Genomic DNA, 21,264 nt, shown 5'->3' with positions numbered 1-21,264 from the left:
TTTATTCATATACTGGAATTAGTTTTCATAATGCGGAAAATAGGGGGATTTATATGTCAAAGTGGCAATCAAAAGAACAATTGATTCAATTATTAAGCAGTCTTGTTGAAATTCCTAGTATTACCGGTTCAGAAGCTGAAGTAATATTGCCAGACTTTGTTGTGGAACAATTATCTGACTTACAGTATTTCAAACAAAACCCGCACCATTTGCAAAAAAATCCGACAGGGGACGGACGATATTTTGTTACAGCACTAGTAAAGAAAAGCGATAGTACAAAAAATACTGTAATTCTAGTAAGTCACTTTGATGTTGTAGATGTACAAGATTACGGAATGTGGAAAGAAGATGCATTTAATCCTAAAAAGTTAACATCTATGTTTTATTCTCATAAAGATGAACTTCCAGACCATGTACGTGAAGATATAGAACATGGAGAATGGCTGTTTGGTAGAGGAACAATGGATATGAAATGCGGCCTCGCATTACAAATGGCAATGATCGAGCAAGCTTGCGAAGAAAGATTTGATGGGAATGTTCTTTTATTGGCTGTACCAGATGAAGAAGTAAATTCTGTAGGGATGAGGGCCGCTGTTCCGAGACTGTTAGATTTAGCAAGAGAGCATAACTTAGATTATAAAACGGTCTTAAACTCAGAGCCTATGTTTTCAAGACATCCTGGTGACCAAAATAAGTATATTTACACTGGCTCTATTGGTAAAGTGTTACCTGGTTTTCTTTGCTACGGAAAAGAGACACATGTAGGTGAACCTTTTGCAGGGTTAAATGGGAGTTATATGGCTTCATTAATAACAGCAGAATTAGAGTTAAACACAGACCTTTGTGATATTGTAGAAGGGGAAGCGAGTCCTCCGCCAACTAACTTACTTCAAAGGGACTTAAAAGAGGATTATTCTGTACAAATTCCGCATCGTGCAGTTACATTATTTAATTTGTTTTTATTAGAAAAATCAATGACAGATGTAGTTTCATTGTTACGTCAAAAAGTAACGAAAGTAGCAGAGAAAATAGAAGAGTCGTATGAAAAACATGCATATCGTTTTTCTAAATATAATCCATTTATACCACCTAATCTCAAAGTAAATGTATTAACTTATGAAGAGCTTATCACATATGCAATTGAGCAACATGGACGAGAAAAAATAAATCATATTCAATCTAATATTATAAAAAATAGAGGAGATAAAGATGATCGTGCGGTAACGATTGATTTAGTAGATAAATTAGCGATTTTATGTAAAGAAAAGGCACCGATGATTGTACTTTTCTTCGCTCCGCCGTACTATCCAGCTGTGAGTTCACGTAACAATCCTTTAATAAAAGAGGTAGTTGTAGAAATGGAAAAGTATGCACACTACAATCATAAAATTACATTTGAAAACCAAAATTATTTTGGGGGGATTTCAGATTTAAGTTATGTAGGCTTGCAGTATCCACTGGATTCAATGAGTTCGCTTGTAGACAATATGCCATTATGGGATAAAGGTTATTCAATTCCGCTTCAGGAATTAGAAGAGTTTGATGTTCCAGTATTAAATATGGGGCCGGTAGGAAAAGATGCACATCAATGGACAGAACGTCTAGATGTAAACTATGCATTTGAAACGCTATTAGATATGTTACCGAAATGCATTGAAAAATTATTAGTTTCTAATAAAATTACACAATCATAGTAGGGAATAGGTAAGGGATAAAACAGAATCTGTAAAGAAGATTTGAATGAAATTATTTTAATATAATTAAAACTGAAACGGCCAAACTCAAGTATATATGAGTTTGGCCGTTTATCATGTAGTGAATTTCTAATTAAATTCATATGAATTCATAGCTAACGCGATCTCTTTTACAGTTTTACTTTTTAGTTTGACCAGATAGTTCAACAGATTTTTGCGTACAACGCTGCATAGCTGAAATAATCGCTGTTCTCAGTCCTTTTTCCTCTAATGTTGCTACAGCTTCTATTGTCGTTCCGCCAGGAGAACAAACCATATCTTTCAATTCACCTGGATGTATTCCTGTTTCTAGTACCATTTTTGCAGAGCCTAACACAGCTTGAGCAGCGAATTTATATGCTTGATTTCTTGGCATACCATCTAGTACAGCAGCATCTGCCATCGCTTCTATAATCATATATACATAAGCTGGTGAAGAACCACTTACAGATGTTACAACATCCATTAATTTTTCACTTACGATCTCTGTTTGACCAAAACTATTGAAAATGTTTAGTACATCTTCTAAATCTTTTTCTGTCACCATTTCATTAGGGCATAATGCAGACATTCCCTCTCCAACAAGAGCAGGAGTATTAGGCATTACTCTTACAACCTTTACTTTTTTATTAAAGGCATTTTCAGTACTTTCAATACTTTTCCCAGCAGCGATCGTTACGATGATAGCATCGTTTTTGATTACTTCTTTTATTTCATTAATTATTGACGCGTATAGGTCTGGTTTGATTGATAAAATTAAAATATCAGCATTTTTCGCTACTTCATTGTTGTCGGTAGTTGTAGTTAGTCCATATTTTTCACTAGCATTTTTTAAATTAGCAGTGTTTAAATCTGAACAAATAATTTGATTTGAAGACACTATATTTTTGTTTATCATTCCGCCAATCATAGCCATTCCCATATTTCCGCAACCGATGAATCCAATTTGTTTATCCATAATAACTCAATCTTGCTCCTTTTATAATCAATTATATCGGTTTGATATTATTTTCTTAGAATAAGAATAACATCCCTGTGCAATATAAAGAAACATTCTAAGAGAATATATTCCTTTTTGCAACACTAAAAGATAAAAATTAATTATATTCGACATTATGTAAATATATACACTATAATGTAAGGTTTTATGTTTATGAATATGAGTTAAACTTATATCATTTTGTATTTTCATTCAGTAGGGCGATAATTTCATACAAATAACTTGCGGCTCTATTTATTTTTAAAAATACCTCTTGACACCTAATCGAACTATATCGCATAATATAAAAAAATTAGATTGAAAATCGTTGAAGGGAATTAGTACATATGTCTTCTTGCGAAAGAGAGTGGAATTCACCGGCTGAAAGATTCCTCGTATAGAATATATCGAACCTATCCCTGAGTCTTAAATGAAAGTTTAGGCGTTCGCCTGCGTTATAGGCACCAAGTGGATATCTATGTATATCAATTAAGGTGGTACCGCGGAACAATGACCGTTTCGTCCTTTTTATTTTATTAAGGGCGAAGCGGTCATTTTTATTTTGCTCTTAAATACCTCATTGCAGCATTGATGAGAATAGATATAGTTACAAAGTGAATGAAGTGTAATTTATAAAAAACTTTGATTTTAGACTTGGGGGATAAAAAAGTGAAAAAACAACGAGTTGTTGTAAAGATTGGGAGTAGTTCCTTGGCAGATAGTCACGGAGGCATCTCTACAGAACAGCTTTCAGATCACGTTGCCGCATTGGCTCGGTTGAAAGAAGATGGGCACGAGGTTGTGTTAATTACATCTGGAGCCGTCGCTGCAGGTTTTTCAGCGCTAGGATATCCTAGCAGACCTGTAACGATTAAAGGGAAACAGGCTGCAGCAGCTGTCGGACAAAGTTTGTTAATGCAGGCGTACACGGAGGAATTCCGTAAATATGGCATCGTTACTGCGCAACTTTTGCTGACGAGAAGTGATTTTTCTAGAAAAGAACAATATAGTAATGCTTACGCTACGTTAGGAGAATTATTAAACCGCTCCGCTCTTCCAATTATTAATGAAAATGATTCCATCTCTTTAGAGGAGCTGACGTTCGGTGATAATGATATGCTGTCAGCTTTAGTAAGCGGGCTTGTTTCGGCGGATATGCTTATGATCTTTACGGATGTGAACGGGTTATATGACAAAAATCCTCAGAAAAATGCGGATGCAAAAAAATATTATTTTCTTCCTGAAGTTACGGAAGAAATTTCTTCTCTTGCAGGAGATGCTGGCTCAAAACTTGGGACTGGCGGTATGAAATCAAAAATCGACGCTGCAAAGACAGCGCTCTCTCTTGGTGTGAGTGTATTTATCGGAACAGGACGTGGACAGGAAAAGTTTGTAGATGTTTTGAAGGGTAAGGGTGATGGAACGTATGTTGGTAATGCTCCTCAAAAAGAAATGAAGATGAACAAGCAATGGATTGCCTTACATTCGCTTGTTAGCGGACAAATTGAAGTAGATGCTGGGGCAGCTACTGCCATCATTCAGCATGGTAAGAGTTTACTTCCAGCTGGTGTTACGAATGTATCAGGATTTTTCCAAGTGGGTGAAGTTGTAGAGGTTGTAACGCAACAAGGGCGCGTAATAGGAAAAGGACAATGCACATATAGTGCAGAGGAACTAATAGATGTAAAAGGTATGCAAAGCCAAGATATTCAAGTAAGAGGCGAGAGACATAGTTATGAAGTCATCCATAGGGATCATTGGGTTTCACTTTAAAAAGGAGGAAATAAAAATGAATGAAGTGTTGGCAAAGGGGATAAAAGCAAAAGAGGTTGCTAGAGAGCTTGTGCTTAAATCTACAGAGCAAAAAAACGAAGCACTTTCCGCAATAGCTGATCAGTTAATATTAGAAACAGCTTATATTTTAGAAGAAAACAAGAGGGATATTGAAGAAGGTAAGGCAAAAGGATTTTCTGATTCACTCCTTGATCGTCTTCTGCTAACTGAAAATCGTATTATTGATATGACAGAGGGGATTAAGCAGCTAATTGAATTACGTGATCCTGTAGGAGAATGTGTAAGTGCATGGGAAAGGCCAAATGGACTATCTATTCAGGAGATGCGCGTACCACTTGGTGTTGTCGGGATGATTTATGAGGCAAGACCGAATGTAACTGTTGATGCTGCTACAATTTGTTTAAAAACAGGAAACGCAGTAATACTACGTGGTAGTTCTTCTGCTATCCATTCTAACAAAGCCATCGTTAGCGTTATTCACCGGGCGCTTAAGCAAACTAGCTTGCCTTCAGAAAGTGTACAGCTCATAGAAGATACAACGAGAGATAGTGCAAAACAGTTGTTTACATTGAACGAGTACTTGGATGTTCTTATACCAAGAGGCGGTAAACAATTAATTGATACAGTAGTGAGAGAAGCGTCTGTTCCAGTACTTGAAACAGGTGCGGGAAATTGTCATATATTCATTGATGAAACAGCAGAAAAACAAATGGCGTTTAATATTATTATAAATGCAAAAACACAGCGTCCATCTGTATGTAATGCAATTGAGACGATTGTACTTCATGAGAATTGGGCAGAGCAATATGGTAGCGAGTTGTTTTCTTCCTTGAATGAAAGAGGAGTGGAGCTACGTGGTGATAATAAAGCAGTGGCGATTGATTCTTCTATCTTACTTGCGACAGAAGAAGACTGGGAAACTGAGTTTTTATCTCTCACACTAGCAGTGAAAGTGGTTTCCACTGTTGAAGAAGCGATTCATCATATAAATACGTATGGATCTATGCATTCTGAAGCAATTATTACTGAAAACGAGGAAAACGTCAGCAAGTTTTTTACTTCTGTAGATGCCGCGGCACTTTATCATAATGCATCGACTCGTTTTACAGATGGATCCGAATTTGGATTCGGAGCGGAAATTGGTATCAGTACACAAAAGTTACACGTAAGAGGACCAATGGGGCTTCCAGCATTAACTTCTACAAAATATGTGATTCGTGGAAATGGACAAATTCGAAAATAATAATAAAAGACACTCAATTGGCTTGGGTGTCTTTTATTATAAAAATTAATTACCATACAAATAGCCCAACGAGCATAGCACTTAATAAAGAAACAGCCATCCCGCTAACAAGAAGCTTCCAAACATTTTTACCGATGACTGATGATTTTTCTCCGCCAAATAATGAATTGTAAGTTCCGTAAATCATACCTACTGTACTAAAGTTAGCAAAAGAAGCTAGAAATGTCGTTGCAACCGCAACCGTATGCGGTTGTAGCGACTTTAAGTTTGATTTTAAATCCATCATTGCAACAAATTCATTCGTCGTTATTTTGATCCCCATTAATTCAGCTACATACATAGCATCACTGCCTGATAAACCGAGTAAAAATGCAAAAGGACTAAAGATAATGGAGAAGATTTTTTGAATTGTTAACCCCGTTACAAAAAATCCTAAAATCCCATTTAAACATGCTGTTAAAGCTACATAACCAATTACCATAGCTAAAATAACGATAACCATATTCATCCCAACTAACATACTGTTTGAAATAGTAGAAAAGAAATCCTTTTTTTCATGTTTTGAAGGTGTGTAAACAACGTCTTCTTCTTTCGAAACTTCCACAGGATTTAATACATTGGCTAAAATTAATGCGTTAATACAGTTTAATGGGATTGCGCTAAAAATATATGTTGCTGGAACCATTGATAAATAAGCACCAAGAATGGATCCGCTAACGCTACTCATACTCATAATTCCAAAAGTTAATAATCGATTTTCTTTTAAAACAGATAATTGATCACGAACAACCGCAAGTGCTTCGGTGTTTCCTAAAAACATCATTTGAATCGAAAAGAAACTTTCTAACTTTGGTAAACGAGAAATCTTTGAAATAACTGCACCTACTTTATCAATAATCCAAGTTAAGATTCCGAAATAAGAAAGAATATCGAAAAAAGTAATAACAAAAATGATAGGAAGTAACGCACTAAAGAAGAAATCAATGTGCTGACTTTCCATAGCTGAAGGAAATGCAAATCGAATACCTTCATTCGCACATGCTAGTAGCCAACTGAAAAATGACGCAATTTTATTAATGATAATACTGCCGAGCTTTGTGCCTAACATAAACCACGTAATAAAAAGCTCCAATAGGATGAGAATTACAATTGGTCTCCATTTTATATGTTTTTTATTAGGCGAACATAAGAAAATGATTAATATGACAACGAAAATCCCTAACATATTCAATATGAAATACATGTCAACAACTCCTTGAGAGTTATTATTTGTATATAAAAAAGCATCTATTCTTCCAAATTTGGATTATGATTAGAAGTTATGAAGCATGTAAGTTATGTTAGGAATCAATGTATTTTAATTTGCTTTATTTTGAGAAATCGCAGTAATTATCGAACAATTAGCTGTTTTCAATTGTTTTGTTGGATATTAAACGTATGCGATTTTAAACATCGTTTATCCCGGATTAACGGGCAGTAAGATTTTTACCTCAAAATTCAAGGAAAGCAAAGAAGTGAGGTGGGGATGGGCTGCCCGCAAAATCCCGATTGGTAAGAGCTGATTAAAATTTCACTTTATAAATAAGAACGGTGAGTTGGCCATGAACCTTGAAGTTTCCGAAGCTGTATAATTTGTCCTGTATGATAAGCATCATGCAAAAGGATATTCATATATTGTTGCCAAACTGGTAGAGAAGGACTTAGTTGATCTAGTTCTGCTTCTTGAAGGGCGGTTAATGAAGATTGTAAGGCATCATGTACTTGAAGCGTTCGCTTTACGGTTTGCTGCCAAGCGGCATCATCATTAGGTCCACCTTGGATAAACGTCTCATCATTATTTTGTGGAGCAACAAATGTGTCGTCTTCATGTAAGCGGGAAAGTAGGCGTTCTTTAAAGATTAATAAATGGTTCACATTTTCCCAAATCGTATTACTGGCAGCACCTTCTGGTTGCCAACATACTTGTTCAGCCGTAAGATTCTTTAACGCTTCTGATATTGGTGGGTACCATTCTTCTTCGTAAAAAACTTGTTGGACTCCATTTTGCAACATTTCTTTTCTTCCCATTCGTATAGCCTCCTGTTCATTTTTCTTAATAAAACCAATTCTCTTTTCTCTTCAATAAACCTTTTCTATAGTTGCACAAGAGGGTGAAAGACAACTTATAACAAGAGCCATTAAAAAACTTCTTTTTAATATGATACTTAATAATCAAGGCTTTAATTGAGTCAGAATGAAAAAGAGTATAAACCTTTCTCTATTTGCTCATTGATTAGAGTTTTTTTGAAGTCGCAAAATAATTCTAAAAATATAGAAGGTTAAATTCGATAAAAATAGAATTTGATATATAGCAAACAAGGAGGGGATAAAAATGGAGGTCTATCACATAACGAGTAGAAAGAGGGAAACTTATAATGTTCAAGTGAAATATTCGATACTTTTCGAATGTGCGCTTGGCATTGCAGCAATTACTCATAAGAGGTTAATTGATACACTTGAAAAGAGTCAAAATGAATGGGAAGAAATTAAGAAATCATTAACAGAAGAAATGAGAGAGCACTTACAATTTGTCGAAGAAAATAATACGTGGAAAGCATTGCTTCAGTTGTTGTATGAAGAAGACATACAGGATGTATCACAGTTTCATGTTAAAATCGATTCACTTTCAGAAGAAGATTTGAAGTATATATGTTTACCGTTTTTAGGGGAGAAATATGAGAAAAAAAGACGTTTAGCCGCAAGTAGAGATGGAACTGCAATACATGAACTAAAGGAATTAACACATGATCATCAGTTTTTCTCTACGTACATTCGCTTTATATGTGATGTAGATGTACAAGTGCTGAAATCTCATTTAATCGCTGTAATGACAGGTTGGTATGAGAGTGTAATTAAGAGTGAGGAAGAAGAAATACTTTCTATATTAAAACGAGATTATGAAGCAAAAAATGAAATGAATAAAAAGATGAAGCCGGAAGAGTTTGTCGAGTGGGCGACTGGTGGCGTGAACTATATGCCAGAGCCAAGTGTTCATCACGTACTTCTTATTCCGCAAATGACGTACAGACCGTGGAATATTGAAGCAGATATTGATGATACGAAAGTATTTCATTATCCAGTTGCGAATGAAAGCATTCATCCTGAAGATCCGTATGAACCGAATTATTTTTTAGTTCAAAAACATAAGGCTCTTGGGGATGAGGCGAGATTGCGAATTGTAAAAATGTTGTTTAAAAAAGAACGTACATTACAGGAAATAACGGAAAGATTGCAGCTTGGTAAATCGACAGTACACCATCATTTGAAATTGTTACGTGCAGCGAAGTTAGTTGATATACATGATGGAAAGTATGTATTAAGGAAGAAAGCAGTGCAGTCGTTAGCGAAAGAATTAGAAGCATTTTTGAATAGATAATATGCAACAAGAATGTACATAAAGGGAGGAATTTAAGAGAAAAGTTGGTGAGCTATAATGAAGAGTATATTGAAAAATCGTTCGTTCTTTTTTATGTGGATTGGTAGTGCAATCTCTGAATTAGGAGGGGCTTTCGGAACGTTATGTAATTCAATTCTAGTATATGAGTTAACAGGATCAGAAATGGCTTTAAGTAGTATGTGGTTATTATATTTCATCCCATCACTCATATTGCAATTAATAAGTGGCCCATTTATTGATAAATGGAGCCGGAAGTGGATTATGATATTTTCACAATGGATACGAGCGTCCGTATTTTTATTACCTTTGGTGATGCTAGTTTCGGGTAGTATAGAAGTTTGGCACATTTATGTTGTTCAAATTGTAGTGGGACTTATTACACCACTTTATACACCTGCAAGTCAAGCAATTACACCGAGCATTGTAGGGAAAGAACAACTTCAAGATGCAAATGCGTACATTGATGGAATGACTCGCCTTATGATGTTTCTTGCGCCAGTATTAGGCGGAGTAGTCATTCATTTGATTGGAACAGAACTTACATTATCTTTCGTATGCATATGTTTATTTGTTAGTGGCACTTTCTTATTTTATATAAAAGAAAATAGAACGTCGCAACCTATTCGGAAAACGTGGCTAGAACAGTTTTTTCACGGTTTTACATATTTTTTCACAAAACCAATCATCGTTTGGCTCGGTATATTTCTTACTTTCGTGCAGTTTGGAGTAGGGGTAACGATGGTCACAAATCTTCCTTATATAAAAGACGAGCTGTCAGCGGGATATGCAGAGTACGGTTATTTCATGGCAGGTTTTCCACTTGGCTACGTAATTGGCTCAGTATTAGTCGGAAAAGTAACATATAAAAGCCGGCGTATACTTATGCTTGGAGGATTGTTTATAGGGGGACTCACATACATTTCATTAGGATTCAATCATAGTATTATCATTGCAATAATAATTGAAGTAATAGCAGGGATTTGTATTGCATTTTTCAATGTTCATAACACAACGATATGTCAACAATCAGTTCCGAACAATATGATAGGGCAAGTATTTTCAGTACGATTATTTTTCATACGATCCACTATGCCGCTAGGTGTGTTAGTAGGGGGAATATTGAGTGAAATGTGGGGAGTAAGAGCGTTATATTTAATCATCGGTGCAATTATATGTGTCACCTCTTTAATAGGAATGTTACTTCCATATTTCAAATTTTTAGATGAGGCGATAGAAAAGAAATCAGCATAATTCAAAAAATTAAAACTTTACAATTGAAAATAATTATCATAATCAATTATAATGGAAGAATAGTAGTATTCGTATTACAAAGAAGGAGTGGGATATATGTTTATCGAAACGAAAACATTTACAGTAAAAGAAGGTACATCAAATATAGTTGTAGAACGTTTTACTGGAGAAGGTATAATTGAAAAATTTGAAGGCTTTATCGACTTGAGTGTTCTTGTGAAAAAAGTAAGACGAGGAGACGAAGAAGTGGTCGTAATGATTCGCTGGGAATCTGAAGAAGCATGGAAAAACTGGGAAACAAGTGAAGAACACTTAGCTGGACATAGAGCGGGCCGCGGTAAACCAAAACCAGATCATATTATTAATGTGGATCATGCGGTTTATTATGTGAAATCATCGAAATCGGCTTATCAACAGTCGTAATATATAAGTAGAGGATACATGTTGTAGAAGTAATCATGTATCCTCTTTTTTATTACTGGGGGGATGGGAATGATAGAAAAACTTTCATTCATTTAAAAAACGTTCTAGGATATAGAAAAAATATTAGACTTATTAAGCATAGTCTTAGACGGAACGCTTAAATATCTTGCCTTACATATTTAAGTGTTATGAAAATGAATCCAGTGTCTTATCTTGATTATAGAGAAGATAAGAAAGTTTCAAAGCTTAATAGTAATCATCAAGAGTAATCATTTGAAGGTGTATAAAATTTAAGTATGTATCATATTAGAAGACGGATTATGAAAGTTTCACTGTAAAGTAAAAAAGACAGACTAATAAATAGTCTGTCTTTTCACATTAATTCTTCACATCATCATAAAGTTCAAGTGCCTCTTTCACATTCAATCCATTTTTCACAATGCCATGTATTGCTTGGATCATCGCAGCTGGGTGCTCGGATTGCCATATGTTTCGGCCCATGTCTACTCCAATTGCGCCTTCTTGCAGCGCATTGTACGTAATGTTTAATGCGTCTTCAATTGAATCTAGTTTTGGGCCGCCCGCGATGACGACTGGGGCAGGGCATGTGCTCGTTATTTTTTCGAATCCTTCGCAGTAATACGTTTTAATAATATCAGCACCCATTTCAACACATACGCGGGAAGCAAGTGCTAGAAAGCGAGCTTCACGTTTTTGTAATTCCTTTGCGACTGCGGTAATGCCGAGTACTGGTAGGCCGTAATCATGAGCTTCAGAAACTACATTTGCGAGATTTGTAACAGTTTGTGTTTCATAGTCTGATCCGACAAAAACAGAAACGCCAACGCCAATTGCGTTTTGCTTCACTGCTTCTTTTACAGGTGTAACAATTGTTTCATTCGCTAAATCTTTACCGACGACAGTAGCGCCACCAGATACACGCATAACCATCGGTGTGCTGCAGTTTTCGGGAATGCAGGAACTAAGTACACCGCGTGTTAAAAAGAGGGAGTCTGTATACGGAAGTAAGTTTTTAACTGTTTCAAGTGGTTGTTCTAGCCCGTGAATTGGCCCTAAAAAGTAGCCGTGATCTATTGCTAACATAACCGCTCTACCATCAGGTAAAATTGTATTTAATCGATTTTTAAATCCCCAAGTCATTCAAAATCACTCCTTCGTTAATGTTGGATTTTCCGTTTGTACCGTATCTTTATTTGGTAAATGTGGTGACTTTATAAAAACAGCTTTAAAAGGTTTGTCAGAATGGTTAATCAGATAGTGAGATTCATGAGGGCGAACTTGCAGGACATCACCTTGTTTAATCGGAACTCTTTCGTTATTTACATAGAAGTCTATTTCACCTTCTAACGCATAAAAAACTTCTTCACACGTTGTATGGTAATGATTTTGAAATTCTTGCCCAGGCTGAATGACAACAAGACCAAGATCAATATTCGGGCCTTGTATTAAATATTTCGGCCCGCTATCACCGAAGCGATAGGAGAAATCATTTTCATTCGCTTTTAACATACAGTTCACTCCTTTATGTAATGAGTTACACTGCACCAGGTGCAATCCACATATGTGTTGTAAGTCCTTTATCAGCTAAAGCGAGCTGACTGCTATATACGATTTTCCATGTTTCATAGAATTCTTTGTATAGCTCGTGATTTTCAGTGATTGGTTCAAATGTATTTTCCCACTGTACAAATTGTTCGGCAGTCTCTTCCATAGATGAATATATGCCAGCGCCAACTCCAGCAGCAATTGCAGTTCCTAAAGCAGCTGCTTCTTTCACAACTGGTACTTTTACAGGAATGCCGAGTACGTCTGATAGAATTTGTGGCCATAGTTTCCCTTTAGCGGCACCGCCAGCAAAAATGACTTCAGAAGGGAATGTACCAGTAAGATTTTCAATTAGTTTTAAGTTTCCAAGTGTAACGAAGGCCGCATTTTCTTCAATAGCACGGAACATTTCCTTTTTTCCGCATTTGTCAGCGTCTAAACTTAAATTTAAGAATGAAGGTGCGGCATGACGCCAAGAAATGTAGTTCATAACGTTTGAAAAAGTAGGGATAATACCATATGAACCGACAGGTACGTCTTTCGCTTGTTCTTCTAGTAATTCATAAGCATCTACACCGAGTTTATCAGCAAGTTTCTTTTCTTCTTGGCAAAAAGCGTCTCGAAACCAGCGCATAACGAGACCTGGGAAAAAGGCGATTGTTTCATATTGCCATAGGTTCGGAACGACGTGACAATTTACTCGAATCGCAGCATGTGGATCTGTTATTGGCTCAGTAACATTCACTTCTTGTTGCCAAAAGCTACCCCCGCATATTAACGTTTGATTTGGTTTCACGATTCCTGTTCCGAGCGATGCCATTTGAGCATCTCCACCCCCGGCGACGACAGGAATCCCTTCACGTAATCCAGTTAATGCTGCACACTCTTTTGTAACGTTGCCAATTACTGTACCAGCTTCATTTACTGTTGGTGAAAATGGCAAAGATAGACCGCACTCCTTAGCGACATCGTTATCCCACACTCTATTTTGTAAGTCAAAAATACCTGACGTGCATCCGTTTGAGGGATCAATTTGTAGTACGCCGCTTAGTTTATATAAAATCCAATCGTTTAACATTGTAAAAGAGTGAATATTATTATAGACGTCGGGTTCATGTTTTTTTATCCAGAGTAGGCGTGGTAAAGCACCTAATGAAAAAGTTTGACCAGACTTTGTATATAAATCTTTTTCAAGATGTGACCGAATTTCTTTTAATTCACTAACTTCGACGGATGCGCGCCCATCAACATTTGCACACGCCCATATTTCTTGCCCATCTTGATCATATAAAACAAATCCTTCTCGCATACTTGTAGCGCTAATAGCAAGAATAGAAGAGGCAGGAGTGTTGTTTTTTTGAAGCACCTCTTTCGTACATTCTTGTACTAGCTTCCAATTTTCTACTACATCAAAGTTCATAGAGCCTGGATAACGAAGGTCAGATTTGTGAATCCATTCTTTTTGACTTACTGCAATTTGATTACCATGTAAATCAAAAAGAACTGCTCGAATGCTCCCTGTACCAGCATCGAAAGCTAATAAATGGGACATTAACAATCACCATCCTTTCGTAATAAGGAGAGGGCAGTTTCCTCATCGGTAATTAATGAATGAATAAACTTTCCTTTTAAGGCACCATAAATTGCATCTATCTTTTCAGTACCTCCAGCAACACCGACGACATGCTTCATATTGCGCAAAATAGAGAGGGGCGTGCCAATTAGACGATTGTGATGCGAGAGTTCTAATAAATCGCCATTTGTATTATAAAACTGTCCTAAAATATCGCCAGCACCGTTTTGACTACGAATATATGTCATCTCACGTAGTGTTAATTTTTCTTCTTTTACAATCGTAGCGTCTTGAGATAATCCCCCAATACCGACAACAGCCGTATGAGCAAGTGAAGCGACTTGAAGCATATCTTTTACACTCGGTTCTGATAGAATACTTTGTGCCATTTCGGTTGTAGACGCTAGAAACGGCGTAGGGATAATGTGAAGTTCGCCTTGCATGTAGTGTAAATAGTTTTGTTTTCTCGGGAGATAGTGATTTACCCCGCCTGTGAGCGTTACGATTGAAAGGTTGATAGAACTTTCAAAATGAATGTTTTCTAGCATTTTGCTAATTGTTTCTCCCCAGCCAATACCGAGTAAATCGCCTTGCTGGAGATGAGTTTCTAAATATTGTGCAGCAGCTTTTCCGAGAGAAGCGTGATAATTGTTTACTGGGGTAGGGATAATAAAAGCATCTTTTAAGTGGAATTTTTTCATTAGGTCACGCTCAATACTTAAACAGTGCAAACCAGTCCCTTTTACGTGAAATGTAACGATACCTTCACTCCGCGCTTTATCTAATAACCGGACGACTTTATTTCTTGAAATATGAAGAAGTGACGCGATCTCCTGTTGTGTTAATTGGTCTTTATAATAGTACCAAGCTACTTTAGTTAATAAATTTTCTTCAAAGTTCAGCTGAGTCATACTCTTCATCCCTTTCAACAATTGACCACAGCTTAAACATATGTACCATATATTTTGTTTATTCCAGTTGAAACGATTAATAGTACGTAGAAAAAAGTGTTCTAGATATAAAAAAAGGAATATACAATGCTACAAAACAAGTAGAACAAATAATCATTTTCTCAAAAAATGTTCTGGATAAAGGCAGGTGACATCATGTGGAGAACGTACCTTTATTACAAGTAAAGAAAATGAGTAAGGCGTTTTTAAATCAACTTGTATTAAAAGAAGTGAACTTACAAGTAGAGCGCGGAGATATATACGCTTTAGTGGGGGGAAATGGCGCCGGGAAATCAACATTAATGAAAATATTAACGGGGTTATATTCGTATGATGATGGAGAGATGTATGTAAAAGGAAGGAAGCAACAGTTTTCAAATCCATCAGAAGCACACCGAAAAGGTATTTATTTAATACCGCAAGAACCACTCATTTTTCCGCATATGACTATTGAAGAAAATATATGTATCGGGTTAAAAGAAAAGAAAAAGAAACTAAAAGTACAGATTCAGCAATTGATTAGCAGCTTAGGATGGGATATTGACCTTAATAAACTAGGAGGAACATTATCGATTGCGCAACAACAGTTAGTAGAAATCGTTAGAGGATTAATAAGAGAAGCTGAGATTCTTATTCTAGATGAGCCAACATCGACATTAACAACACACGAAATTAAGAGTCTTTTTGTGTTGATGAAAAGTTTACAAGAAAAAGGAATTGGGATGATTTATATTACGCATCGTTTTCCAGAAATCTTTGAAATTGCCAACAAAGTAGCAATACTACGTGATGGAATGGTTGTAAGCCAAGGTGATGTATGTGACTATACATATGACATGCTGATGGAGGGACTATTGCCAAAAGGATATAAACAGAAAGAGAAAATAGAAGTAGTTCAAGAGACAGCAAAGACGAAAAAAATATTAGAAGTGGTTGATATAAATGGTCACGCATTCGAAAATATATCATTCACTGTACATGCGGGTGAGGTTGTAGGTGTTGCTGGCATTATAGGATCTGGCAGAACGGAATTAGCAGAAGCGATATTTGGATTGAAAACTATAAAATCAGGGTCTATCTTATTGGGTGGAAAATCAATTGATACGTGTTCTTTGCATAAAAGGCTAGACGAAGGACTAGTTTATGTGCCAGAGGATAGGGCGAGGAATGGAATTTTCTCAATTGCTTCTGTTAAAGAAAATATTGCAGCAGCAAGTTTATATCAAAATAATCGCTTTTTTATAAATCAAGAAAAAGAAAGCGCTTTAGTTAATTCGTTTATAGAACAGTTCCGAATTGTTGTACAGAATATGAATAAAGAACTGGCATCTTTATCAGGAGGTAATCAGCAGAAGGTCGTGCTTGCGAAGTATCTTGCATGTAATCCTAAAATTATTATTCTTGATGAGCCGACTCGCGGAATTGATGCGAAAGCAAGGCTTGAAGTGTATGAGACGATAAAAAAAATGAAAAGGGAAGGACTCGCAATTTTATTAATCTCTTCAGATGTTGAAGAAATTGTCCAATTAGTAAACCGTGTATATGTAATGAGAAATGGGCGATTTGTTTCTCATATGGAAAAAGAACAACTGAGTGTGAATGAAGTTACACGCCTTGCATACGGAGGTGTAGCGGAATGAAACATATGTTAAAAATGCATGAAACGTCTATCATACTGTTACTACTAATTTATATAGCTATTGTAGGAATGATAAACCCTAGTTTTATTCAATTTAACTCGTTATCTTTACTGATGAAATCAAGCGTTATTTTAGTCGTGCTAGCAATCGGTCAATCGTTCGTCTTATTTACGAAAAATATAGATGTATCAGTTGGTTCAAGCATGGGGCTAAGTGCAGCAGTTTGCGGAATGATGTTAACGAATGGGTATAGTGCATTCTTGTCGATATTTGTAGCTATTATACTTGGAGCCATTATCGGTTTCGTAAATGGTATTGGAGTTGCGAAGTTTCGGGTACCAGCCATTATTATGACATTAGGCATGTTAGGAATTATTAGAGGTACAATGTTAATTTTCACAGGCGGGAAGTGGATTGAAGATATTCCAAACGATTTTAAGCAGCTGTCATCTATCATCATTCTTGGTTTACCTATAACTGTATGGTTCGTTCTTATTATTTTACTACTACTATACTTCTTTTTAAGAAAAGTGCCATTGGGAAGATACTTTTATGCGGTAGGTGATAATGAAGATGGCGCGAGGCTTATTGGTATACCTGTAAATAAAGTGAAGATATATGCGTTTATGATTTCAGGCATAAGCGCTGCGCTCGCTGGTTGCATATTTGTTATGAATATCGGTTTCGTGCCAAATCAAACAGGTACAGGATTAGAATTACAAGTAATCGCAGCCGCTGTACTAGGAGGAATTCATTTAAAAGGAGGAACAGGATCTTTATTTGGAGCTGCATTAGGAGCGTTATTTTTAGAAACAATAAGTAGCTCACTCGTCTTTTTAAAAATACCAGCATTTTGGAATAATGCTATTTCAGGTTTTTTATTATTACTTATCATCATATTAGATAGTGTTATGAAAAAGTGGAAGGCAGAAAGGAGGATGAATCTATGAAGTATGTATATAGATGGGAAGGGGTTCTAATTGTATTACTTCTTGTAGAATTCATCCTTTTTAGTTTAATAAATAGTGATTTCTTAAATATTAGTAATCTCCTTTTTAGTACAAATGATTTCCTATTTATCGCAATTGCGGCGATACCAATGACTTTTGTTATAGTAACAGGAGGAATTGATGTATCGATCGGCTCAATAATGGGGCTCACTTCAATCTTAATCGGTGTACTTTGGATGAACGGAATACCTATTTTGTTTGCTGTTATAATCGCCCTAATAATTAGTTGTTTAGCAGGTGCTTTAAACGGACTCATTATAAAAATGACGGATGTAGAACCACTCGTCGTTACACTCGGAACGATGTTTTTATACGGGGGAATTGCCCTCGTCATTTCAGGAGGGGCAGGTGCTTCTGGGTACGAAGGAATAAGCGGTTTACCTGACACATTTGTACAACTGGCAAACGGTAGTTTTATAGGAATACCGAATTTATTATGGCTACTGATCGTATTAACAGTTTTATGTACTGTATTATTTCACCGAACTATATACGGGCGCCATGTAAAATTAACAGGTGCGAACGAAAATACAGCAAAATACACCGGGATTAAAACGAAAAAAGTAGTCATTATCGCTTACATACTTTCCGGGTTAGGAGGTGGATTAGGAGGTGCTTTCTTAACCGCATATTTTGGTTCCGCACGTGCTGATATGGGAAGTGAAACAATTTTACCAATCATTACAGCAGTCGTATTAGGCGGTACACTTATTACAGGCGGAAAAGGAAGCATTATTGGTACTGTACTGGCGAGTATTTTCATTGGGCTCATGCAGTATGGCTTGCAAATGACGGGTTTAACAAATGAACAATCCAATGTAGTAATAGGTATTATCCTTATTCTTTCAGTTATTATGAGACATTTCAAATTACATCAATTCTTAGCGGAGAAAAGAAAGAATTTGCATAAGGGGGAAATGTCATGAAGAGAAAACTGGGGATTGTATTGATTGTATGTATTTGTTTAATCGGTTTAATTGCGTGTTCTAGCCAAACGGCAGATAAGAAAAAGGTTGATGATGTGAAATTTGCATTTATTCCGAAATTAACAGGAGTTGGTTTCTTCACATCGGGTGGAGAAGGGGCAAAAGAGATGGGAGATAAGTTAGGCGTGCAAGTGAAGTATGATGGACCGTCTGAAGCGAGTGTTTCAGGGCAAGTTAAATATATAAACAATTTCATTAATCAAAACTATGATGCGATTATGGTTTCATCTACGTCAGTGGATGGGTTATCGCAATCACTGCAACGTGCTAAGAAAAAAGGGATGACGGTGTTAACATGGGATTCTGATGTGAATCCGAAAGATCGTTCTTTTTATATAAGCCAAGGAACACCAGACCAACTTGCTAATTTATTAATAGAAATGACTTCAAAGCAAATTGGAGATAAAGGAAAAGTAGCCTTCTTTTATTCTAGCCCGACAGTAACGGATCAAAACCAATGGGTAACGAAAGCGAAAGAAATTATTAAAAAGAAATATCCGAACTGGGAAATTGTAACGACGCAGTACGGTGAAAATAATGCGCAAAAGTCTTTGTCAGTAGGAGAGAATATTTTAAAAACGTATCCTGATATTAATGCAGTCATTTGTCCAGATGCAACGGCACTTCCGGCAATGGCACAAGCAGCTGAAAATTTAAAAATGGATAAAAAGGTTGTCGTAACTGGCTTCTCTACACCAAACGTTATGCGTGATTACGTAAAACGAGGAACAGTAGCACAATTTGGTTTATGGGATGTAAAACAACAAGGTGCTCTCGCAACGTATGTAGCAAATGAAATTGTTGTAAAAGGGAAGAAGTTAAAAGTAGGGGATAGCTTCGAAGTAAAAGGAATTGGAAAAGTGAAGGTAGAGCCAAACTCCATTCAAGGATATGATTATGAGGCAGAAGGGAATGGAATTATCGTATTACCAGAACGAGTTGTATTTACGAAAGACAATATTGATAAGTATAATTTTTAGTAGACAAAAAAACGTCCGAATATATCGGACGTTTTTTTATTTCTTCATTAATTATGAACAGTTTCTTTTTCGTTTAATCCAAGTGTACGACCAGTAGAAGTGTGAAGATCTTGGAACAATCTTGGATTTTCAGTTAGTGAAATGCCATATGAAGGAATCATTTCTTTTATTTTTTCTTCCCATTCTACCATGCGGCTTGGGAAACATTTTTCTAATACTTCAAGCATGACGTGAACAGCAGTAGAAGCACCTGGTGATGCGCCTAGTAATGCGGCGATTGAGCCGTCAGCTGCACTTACTACTTCTGTACCAAATTGAAGTGTCCCTTTACCACCAGCATCAGTATCTTTAATTACTTGTACACGTTGCCCAGCAACTACAATATCCCAATCTTCACTTTTCGCGTTCGGAATGAATTCGCGTAATTCTTCCATACGTTTTTCATGTGATAACATAACTTGCTGAATTAAGTATTTTGTAAGTCCCATTTCTTTTACACCAGCGGCTAACATCGTTAAGACGTTATTCGGTTTTACAGAACCGATTAAGTCAAGATTTGAACCTGTTTTTAAGAATTTAGGTGAGAAGCCTGCGAATGGTCCAAACAGTAAAGCTTTTTTATTGTCTATATATCTCGTATCTAGATGAGGTACAGACATTGGCGGAGCACCAACCTTAGCTTTACCGTACACTTTCGCATGATGTTGCTCTACAACTTTTTGGTTTTTACATACCATAAATAGTCCACTTACCGGGAATCCACCGATATGTTTTGATTCAGGGATACCAGTCTTTTGAAGTAGAGGTAGGCTACCGCCACCGCCGCCAATAAAGACGAATTTAGCAGTATGATGCTCAATTTTACCACTATTCATATCGTGTACTTTTACTTCCCACAAACCATTTTTCGTGCGCTTAATATTTTCGACACTATGCTTGTAGTTTAGCTCGACATTTTTTGTTTTTAAGTAATCAAACAACATACGTGTTAATGCACCGAAGTTAACATCTGTTCCAGAGTCAATCTTCGTTGCCGCCATCGGTTCATTAGATGTGCGGCCTTCCATAATGAGTGGAAGCCATTTTTTTAATGTTTCAGGAGCATCAGAAAATTCCATTCCTTGAAACAGTGGATTTTTTGAAAGCGCTTCAAAACGGTTTTTTAGAAACTCAACATTTTTTTCCCCTTGTACTAAACTCATATGAGGTAGTGGCATAATAAAATCTTGTGGATTACGAATTAATTTGCTCTTTACAAGATATGCCCAAAATTGTCTTGAAAGCTGGAATTGCTCATTCACTTTTACAGCCTTACTAATATCTATAGATCCGTCAGCTTTTTCGGAAGTATAGTTCAGTTCGCATAGCGCAGAATGCCCTGTACCTGCATTATTCCATTCGTTAGAGCTTTCTTCCCCGGCACTTGCGAGTTTTTCAAAAACTTTAATTTCCCATTCTGGTGCTAATTCTTTTAGTAATGAGCCTAACGTTGCACTCATAATTCCTGCACCAATTAAGATAACGTCTGTTTTTTGCTGCATGTTGCTCATGATAATCTCTCCATCCCCTATATTGGCAAAAAAGTGTAGGTGTTTTCTATGTCTAAGCCGTAAAAGAGAAACACCGCCTAGGCCCCACCTAGGTGTATACCTTTTTTGTCTCAATTATATAACCATCTCATACTCTATTATAATAATTAA

General features: G+C 36.4%; 18 protein-coding genes and 1 other annotated feature. Of the genes, 10 read left to right on the top strand and 8 right to left on the bottom strand.

The features are described 5' to 3' along the window. Positions 1–53: 53 nt before the first annotated feature. Entirely contained in the window at positions 54–1,694 is a 1,641-nt protein-coding gene (locus MR136_RS12460; protein WP_135277782.1) for a M20/M25/M40 family metallo-hydrolase, read from the top strand. Positions 1,695–1,872: 178 nt separating this feature from the next. Here the strand turns inward: MR136_RS12460 and proC are convergent, their stop codons facing one another. Next, entirely contained in the window at positions 1,873–2,691 is an 819-nt protein-coding gene (gene proC / locus MR136_RS12455; RefSeq protein WP_000360725.1) for a pyrroline-5-carboxylate reductase, read from the bottom strand. 340 nt (positions 2,692–3,031) lie between these two features. Next, positions 3,032–3,242, top strand: a binding site (T-box leader). Positions 3,243–3,381: 139 nt separating this feature from the next. On the opposite strand from proC, the gene proB reads away from it, so the two are divergent. Together proB and MR136_RS12445 are read left to right on the top strand one after the other, a co-directional pair. Next, positions 3,382–4,485 carry a glutamate 5-kinase gene (gene proB / locus MR136_RS12450; protein WP_000744803.1) on the top strand — a complete coding sequence of 368 codons (1,104 nt, stop codon included), beginning with the start codon at positions 3,382–3,384 and terminating at the stop codon, positions 4,483–4,485. 16 nt (positions 4,486–4,501) lie between these two features. Continuing rightward, on the top strand, positions 4,502–5,749 hold the full coding sequence (locus MR136_RS12445; protein ID WP_078421372.1) for a glutamate-5-semialdehyde dehydrogenase: 1,248 nt from the start codon (positions 4,502–4,504) through the stop codon (positions 5,747–5,749). Between the two features lie 49 nt (positions 5,750–5,798). On the opposite strand, the gene MR136_RS12440 is transcribed toward MR136_RS12445, so the two are convergent. Then, complete coding sequence (locus tag MR136_RS12440; RefSeq protein WP_000273596.1) at positions 5,799–6,992, bottom strand: NupC/NupG family nucleoside CNT transporter; 1,194 nt, start codon at positions 6,990–6,992, stop codon at positions 5,799–5,801. 332 nt (positions 6,993–7,324) lie between these two features. Then, on the bottom strand, positions 7,325–7,816 hold the full coding sequence (locus MR136_RS12435; protein WP_242259441.1) for a DinB family protein: 492 nt from the start codon (positions 7,814–7,816) through the stop codon (positions 7,325–7,327). A 304-nt stretch (positions 7,817–8,120) separates the two neighbouring features. On the opposite strand from MR136_RS12435, the gene MR136_RS12430 reads away from it, so the two are divergent. The 3 genes from MR136_RS12430 to hmoA all read left to right on the top strand — a co-directional run bounded on the left by MR136_RS12430 (position 8,121) and on the right by hmoA (position 10,859). Beyond that, positions 8,121–9,164, top strand: coding sequence for an ArsR/SmtB family transcription factor (locus MR136_RS12430; protein WP_000454563.1), 1,044 nt, complete (start codon positions 8,121–8,123; stop codon positions 9,162–9,164). Between the two features lie 57 nt (positions 9,165–9,221). Further along, positions 9,222–10,436 carry an MFS transporter gene (locus MR136_RS12425; RefSeq protein WP_000836098.1) on the top strand — a complete coding sequence of 405 codons (1,215 nt, stop codon included), beginning with the start codon at positions 9,222–9,224 and terminating at the stop codon, positions 10,434–10,436. A 96-nt stretch (positions 10,437–10,532) separates the two neighbouring features. Beyond that, complete coding sequence (hmoA, locus tag MR136_RS12420; protein WP_000469498.1) at positions 10,533–10,859, top strand: heme-degrading monooxygenase HmoA; 327 nt, start codon at positions 10,533–10,535, stop codon at positions 10,857–10,859. Between the two features lie 378 nt (positions 10,860–11,237). Here the strand turns inward: hmoA and lsrF are convergent, their stop codons facing one another. The 4 genes from lsrF to MR136_RS12400 are packed head-to-tail and all read right to left on the bottom strand — an operon-like array spanning position 11,238 to position 14,909. Beyond that, the gene (lsrF, locus tag MR136_RS12415) at positions 11,238–12,020 is read right to left on the bottom strand and encodes a 3-hydroxy-5-phosphonooxypentane-2,4-dione thiolase (RefSeq protein ID WP_000219782.1); all 783 of its coding nucleotides are present in this window, start codon (positions 12,018–12,020) and stop codon (positions 11,238–11,240) included. A 6-nt stretch (positions 12,021–12,026) separates the two neighbouring features. Next, complete coding sequence (locus tag MR136_RS12410) at positions 12,027–12,389, bottom strand: cupin domain-containing protein (RefSeq protein WP_086396442.1); 363 nt, start codon at positions 12,387–12,389, stop codon at positions 12,027–12,029. 25 nt (positions 12,390–12,414) lie between these two features. After that, positions 12,415–13,977 (bottom strand): autoinducer-2 kinase, encoded by a 1,563-nt coding sequence (gene lsrK, locus MR136_RS12405; RefSeq protein ID WP_242259440.1) that lies wholly within the window; start codon positions 13,975–13,977, stop codon positions 12,415–12,417. Continuing rightward, a complete protein-coding gene (locus tag MR136_RS12400; protein WP_000192709.1) occupies positions 13,977–14,909 on the bottom strand; it encodes a sugar-binding transcriptional regulator in 933 nt (310 codons plus the stop codon). The genes lsrK and MR136_RS12400 overlap by 1 nt, the downstream gene beginning before the upstream one ends. 197 nt (positions 14,910–15,106) lie before the next feature. On the opposite strand from MR136_RS12400, the gene MR136_RS12395 reads away from it, so the two are divergent. Genes MR136_RS12395 through lsrB form a run of 4 tightly spaced genes read left to right on the top strand, consistent with a single transcriptional unit; the run spans position 15,107 to position 19,564 of the window. Next, positions 15,107–16,588, top strand: coding sequence for a sugar ABC transporter ATP-binding protein (locus MR136_RS12395; RefSeq protein ID WP_119683574.1), 1,482 nt, complete (start codon positions 15,107–15,109; stop codon positions 16,586–16,588). Then, entirely contained in the window at positions 16,585–17,538 is a 954-nt protein-coding gene (locus MR136_RS12390; RefSeq protein ID WP_000682144.1) for an ABC transporter permease subunit, read from the top strand. Before MR136_RS12395 ends, MR136_RS12390 begins: the two co-directional genes overlap by 4 nt. Next, positions 17,535–18,524 carry an ABC transporter permease gene (locus MR136_RS12385; RefSeq protein WP_000878521.1) on the top strand — a complete coding sequence of 330 codons (990 nt, stop codon included), beginning with the start codon at positions 17,535–17,537 and terminating at the stop codon, positions 18,522–18,524. Before MR136_RS12390 ends, MR136_RS12385 begins: the two co-directional genes overlap by 4 nt. Next, complete coding sequence (lsrB, locus tag MR136_RS12380) at positions 18,521–19,564, top strand: autoinducer 2 ABC transporter substrate-binding protein LsrB (RefSeq protein ID WP_000823660.1); 1,044 nt, start codon at positions 18,521–18,523, stop codon at positions 19,562–19,564. The genes MR136_RS12385 and lsrB overlap by 4 nt, the downstream gene beginning before the upstream one ends. 47 nt (positions 19,565–19,611) lie before the next feature. Here lsrB and MR136_RS12375 read toward each other — a convergent pair whose 3' ends face one another. Next, on the bottom strand, positions 19,612–21,114 hold the full coding sequence (locus MR136_RS12375) for a malate:quinone oxidoreductase (RefSeq protein ID WP_000069138.1): 1,503 nt from the start codon (positions 21,112–21,114) through the stop codon (positions 19,612–19,614). Positions 21,115–21,264: the final 150 nt, after the last annotated feature.

It is taken from the genome of Bacillus cereus group sp. BfR-BA-01311 (assembly GCF_022664295.1).
Lineage (GTDB): Bacteria > Bacillota > Bacilli > Bacillales > Bacillaceae_G > Bacillus_A > Bacillus_A cereus.
Note: the sequence above shows the minus strand (reverse complement) of the source record. Positions and strands in the feature narration are given on the sequence as shown.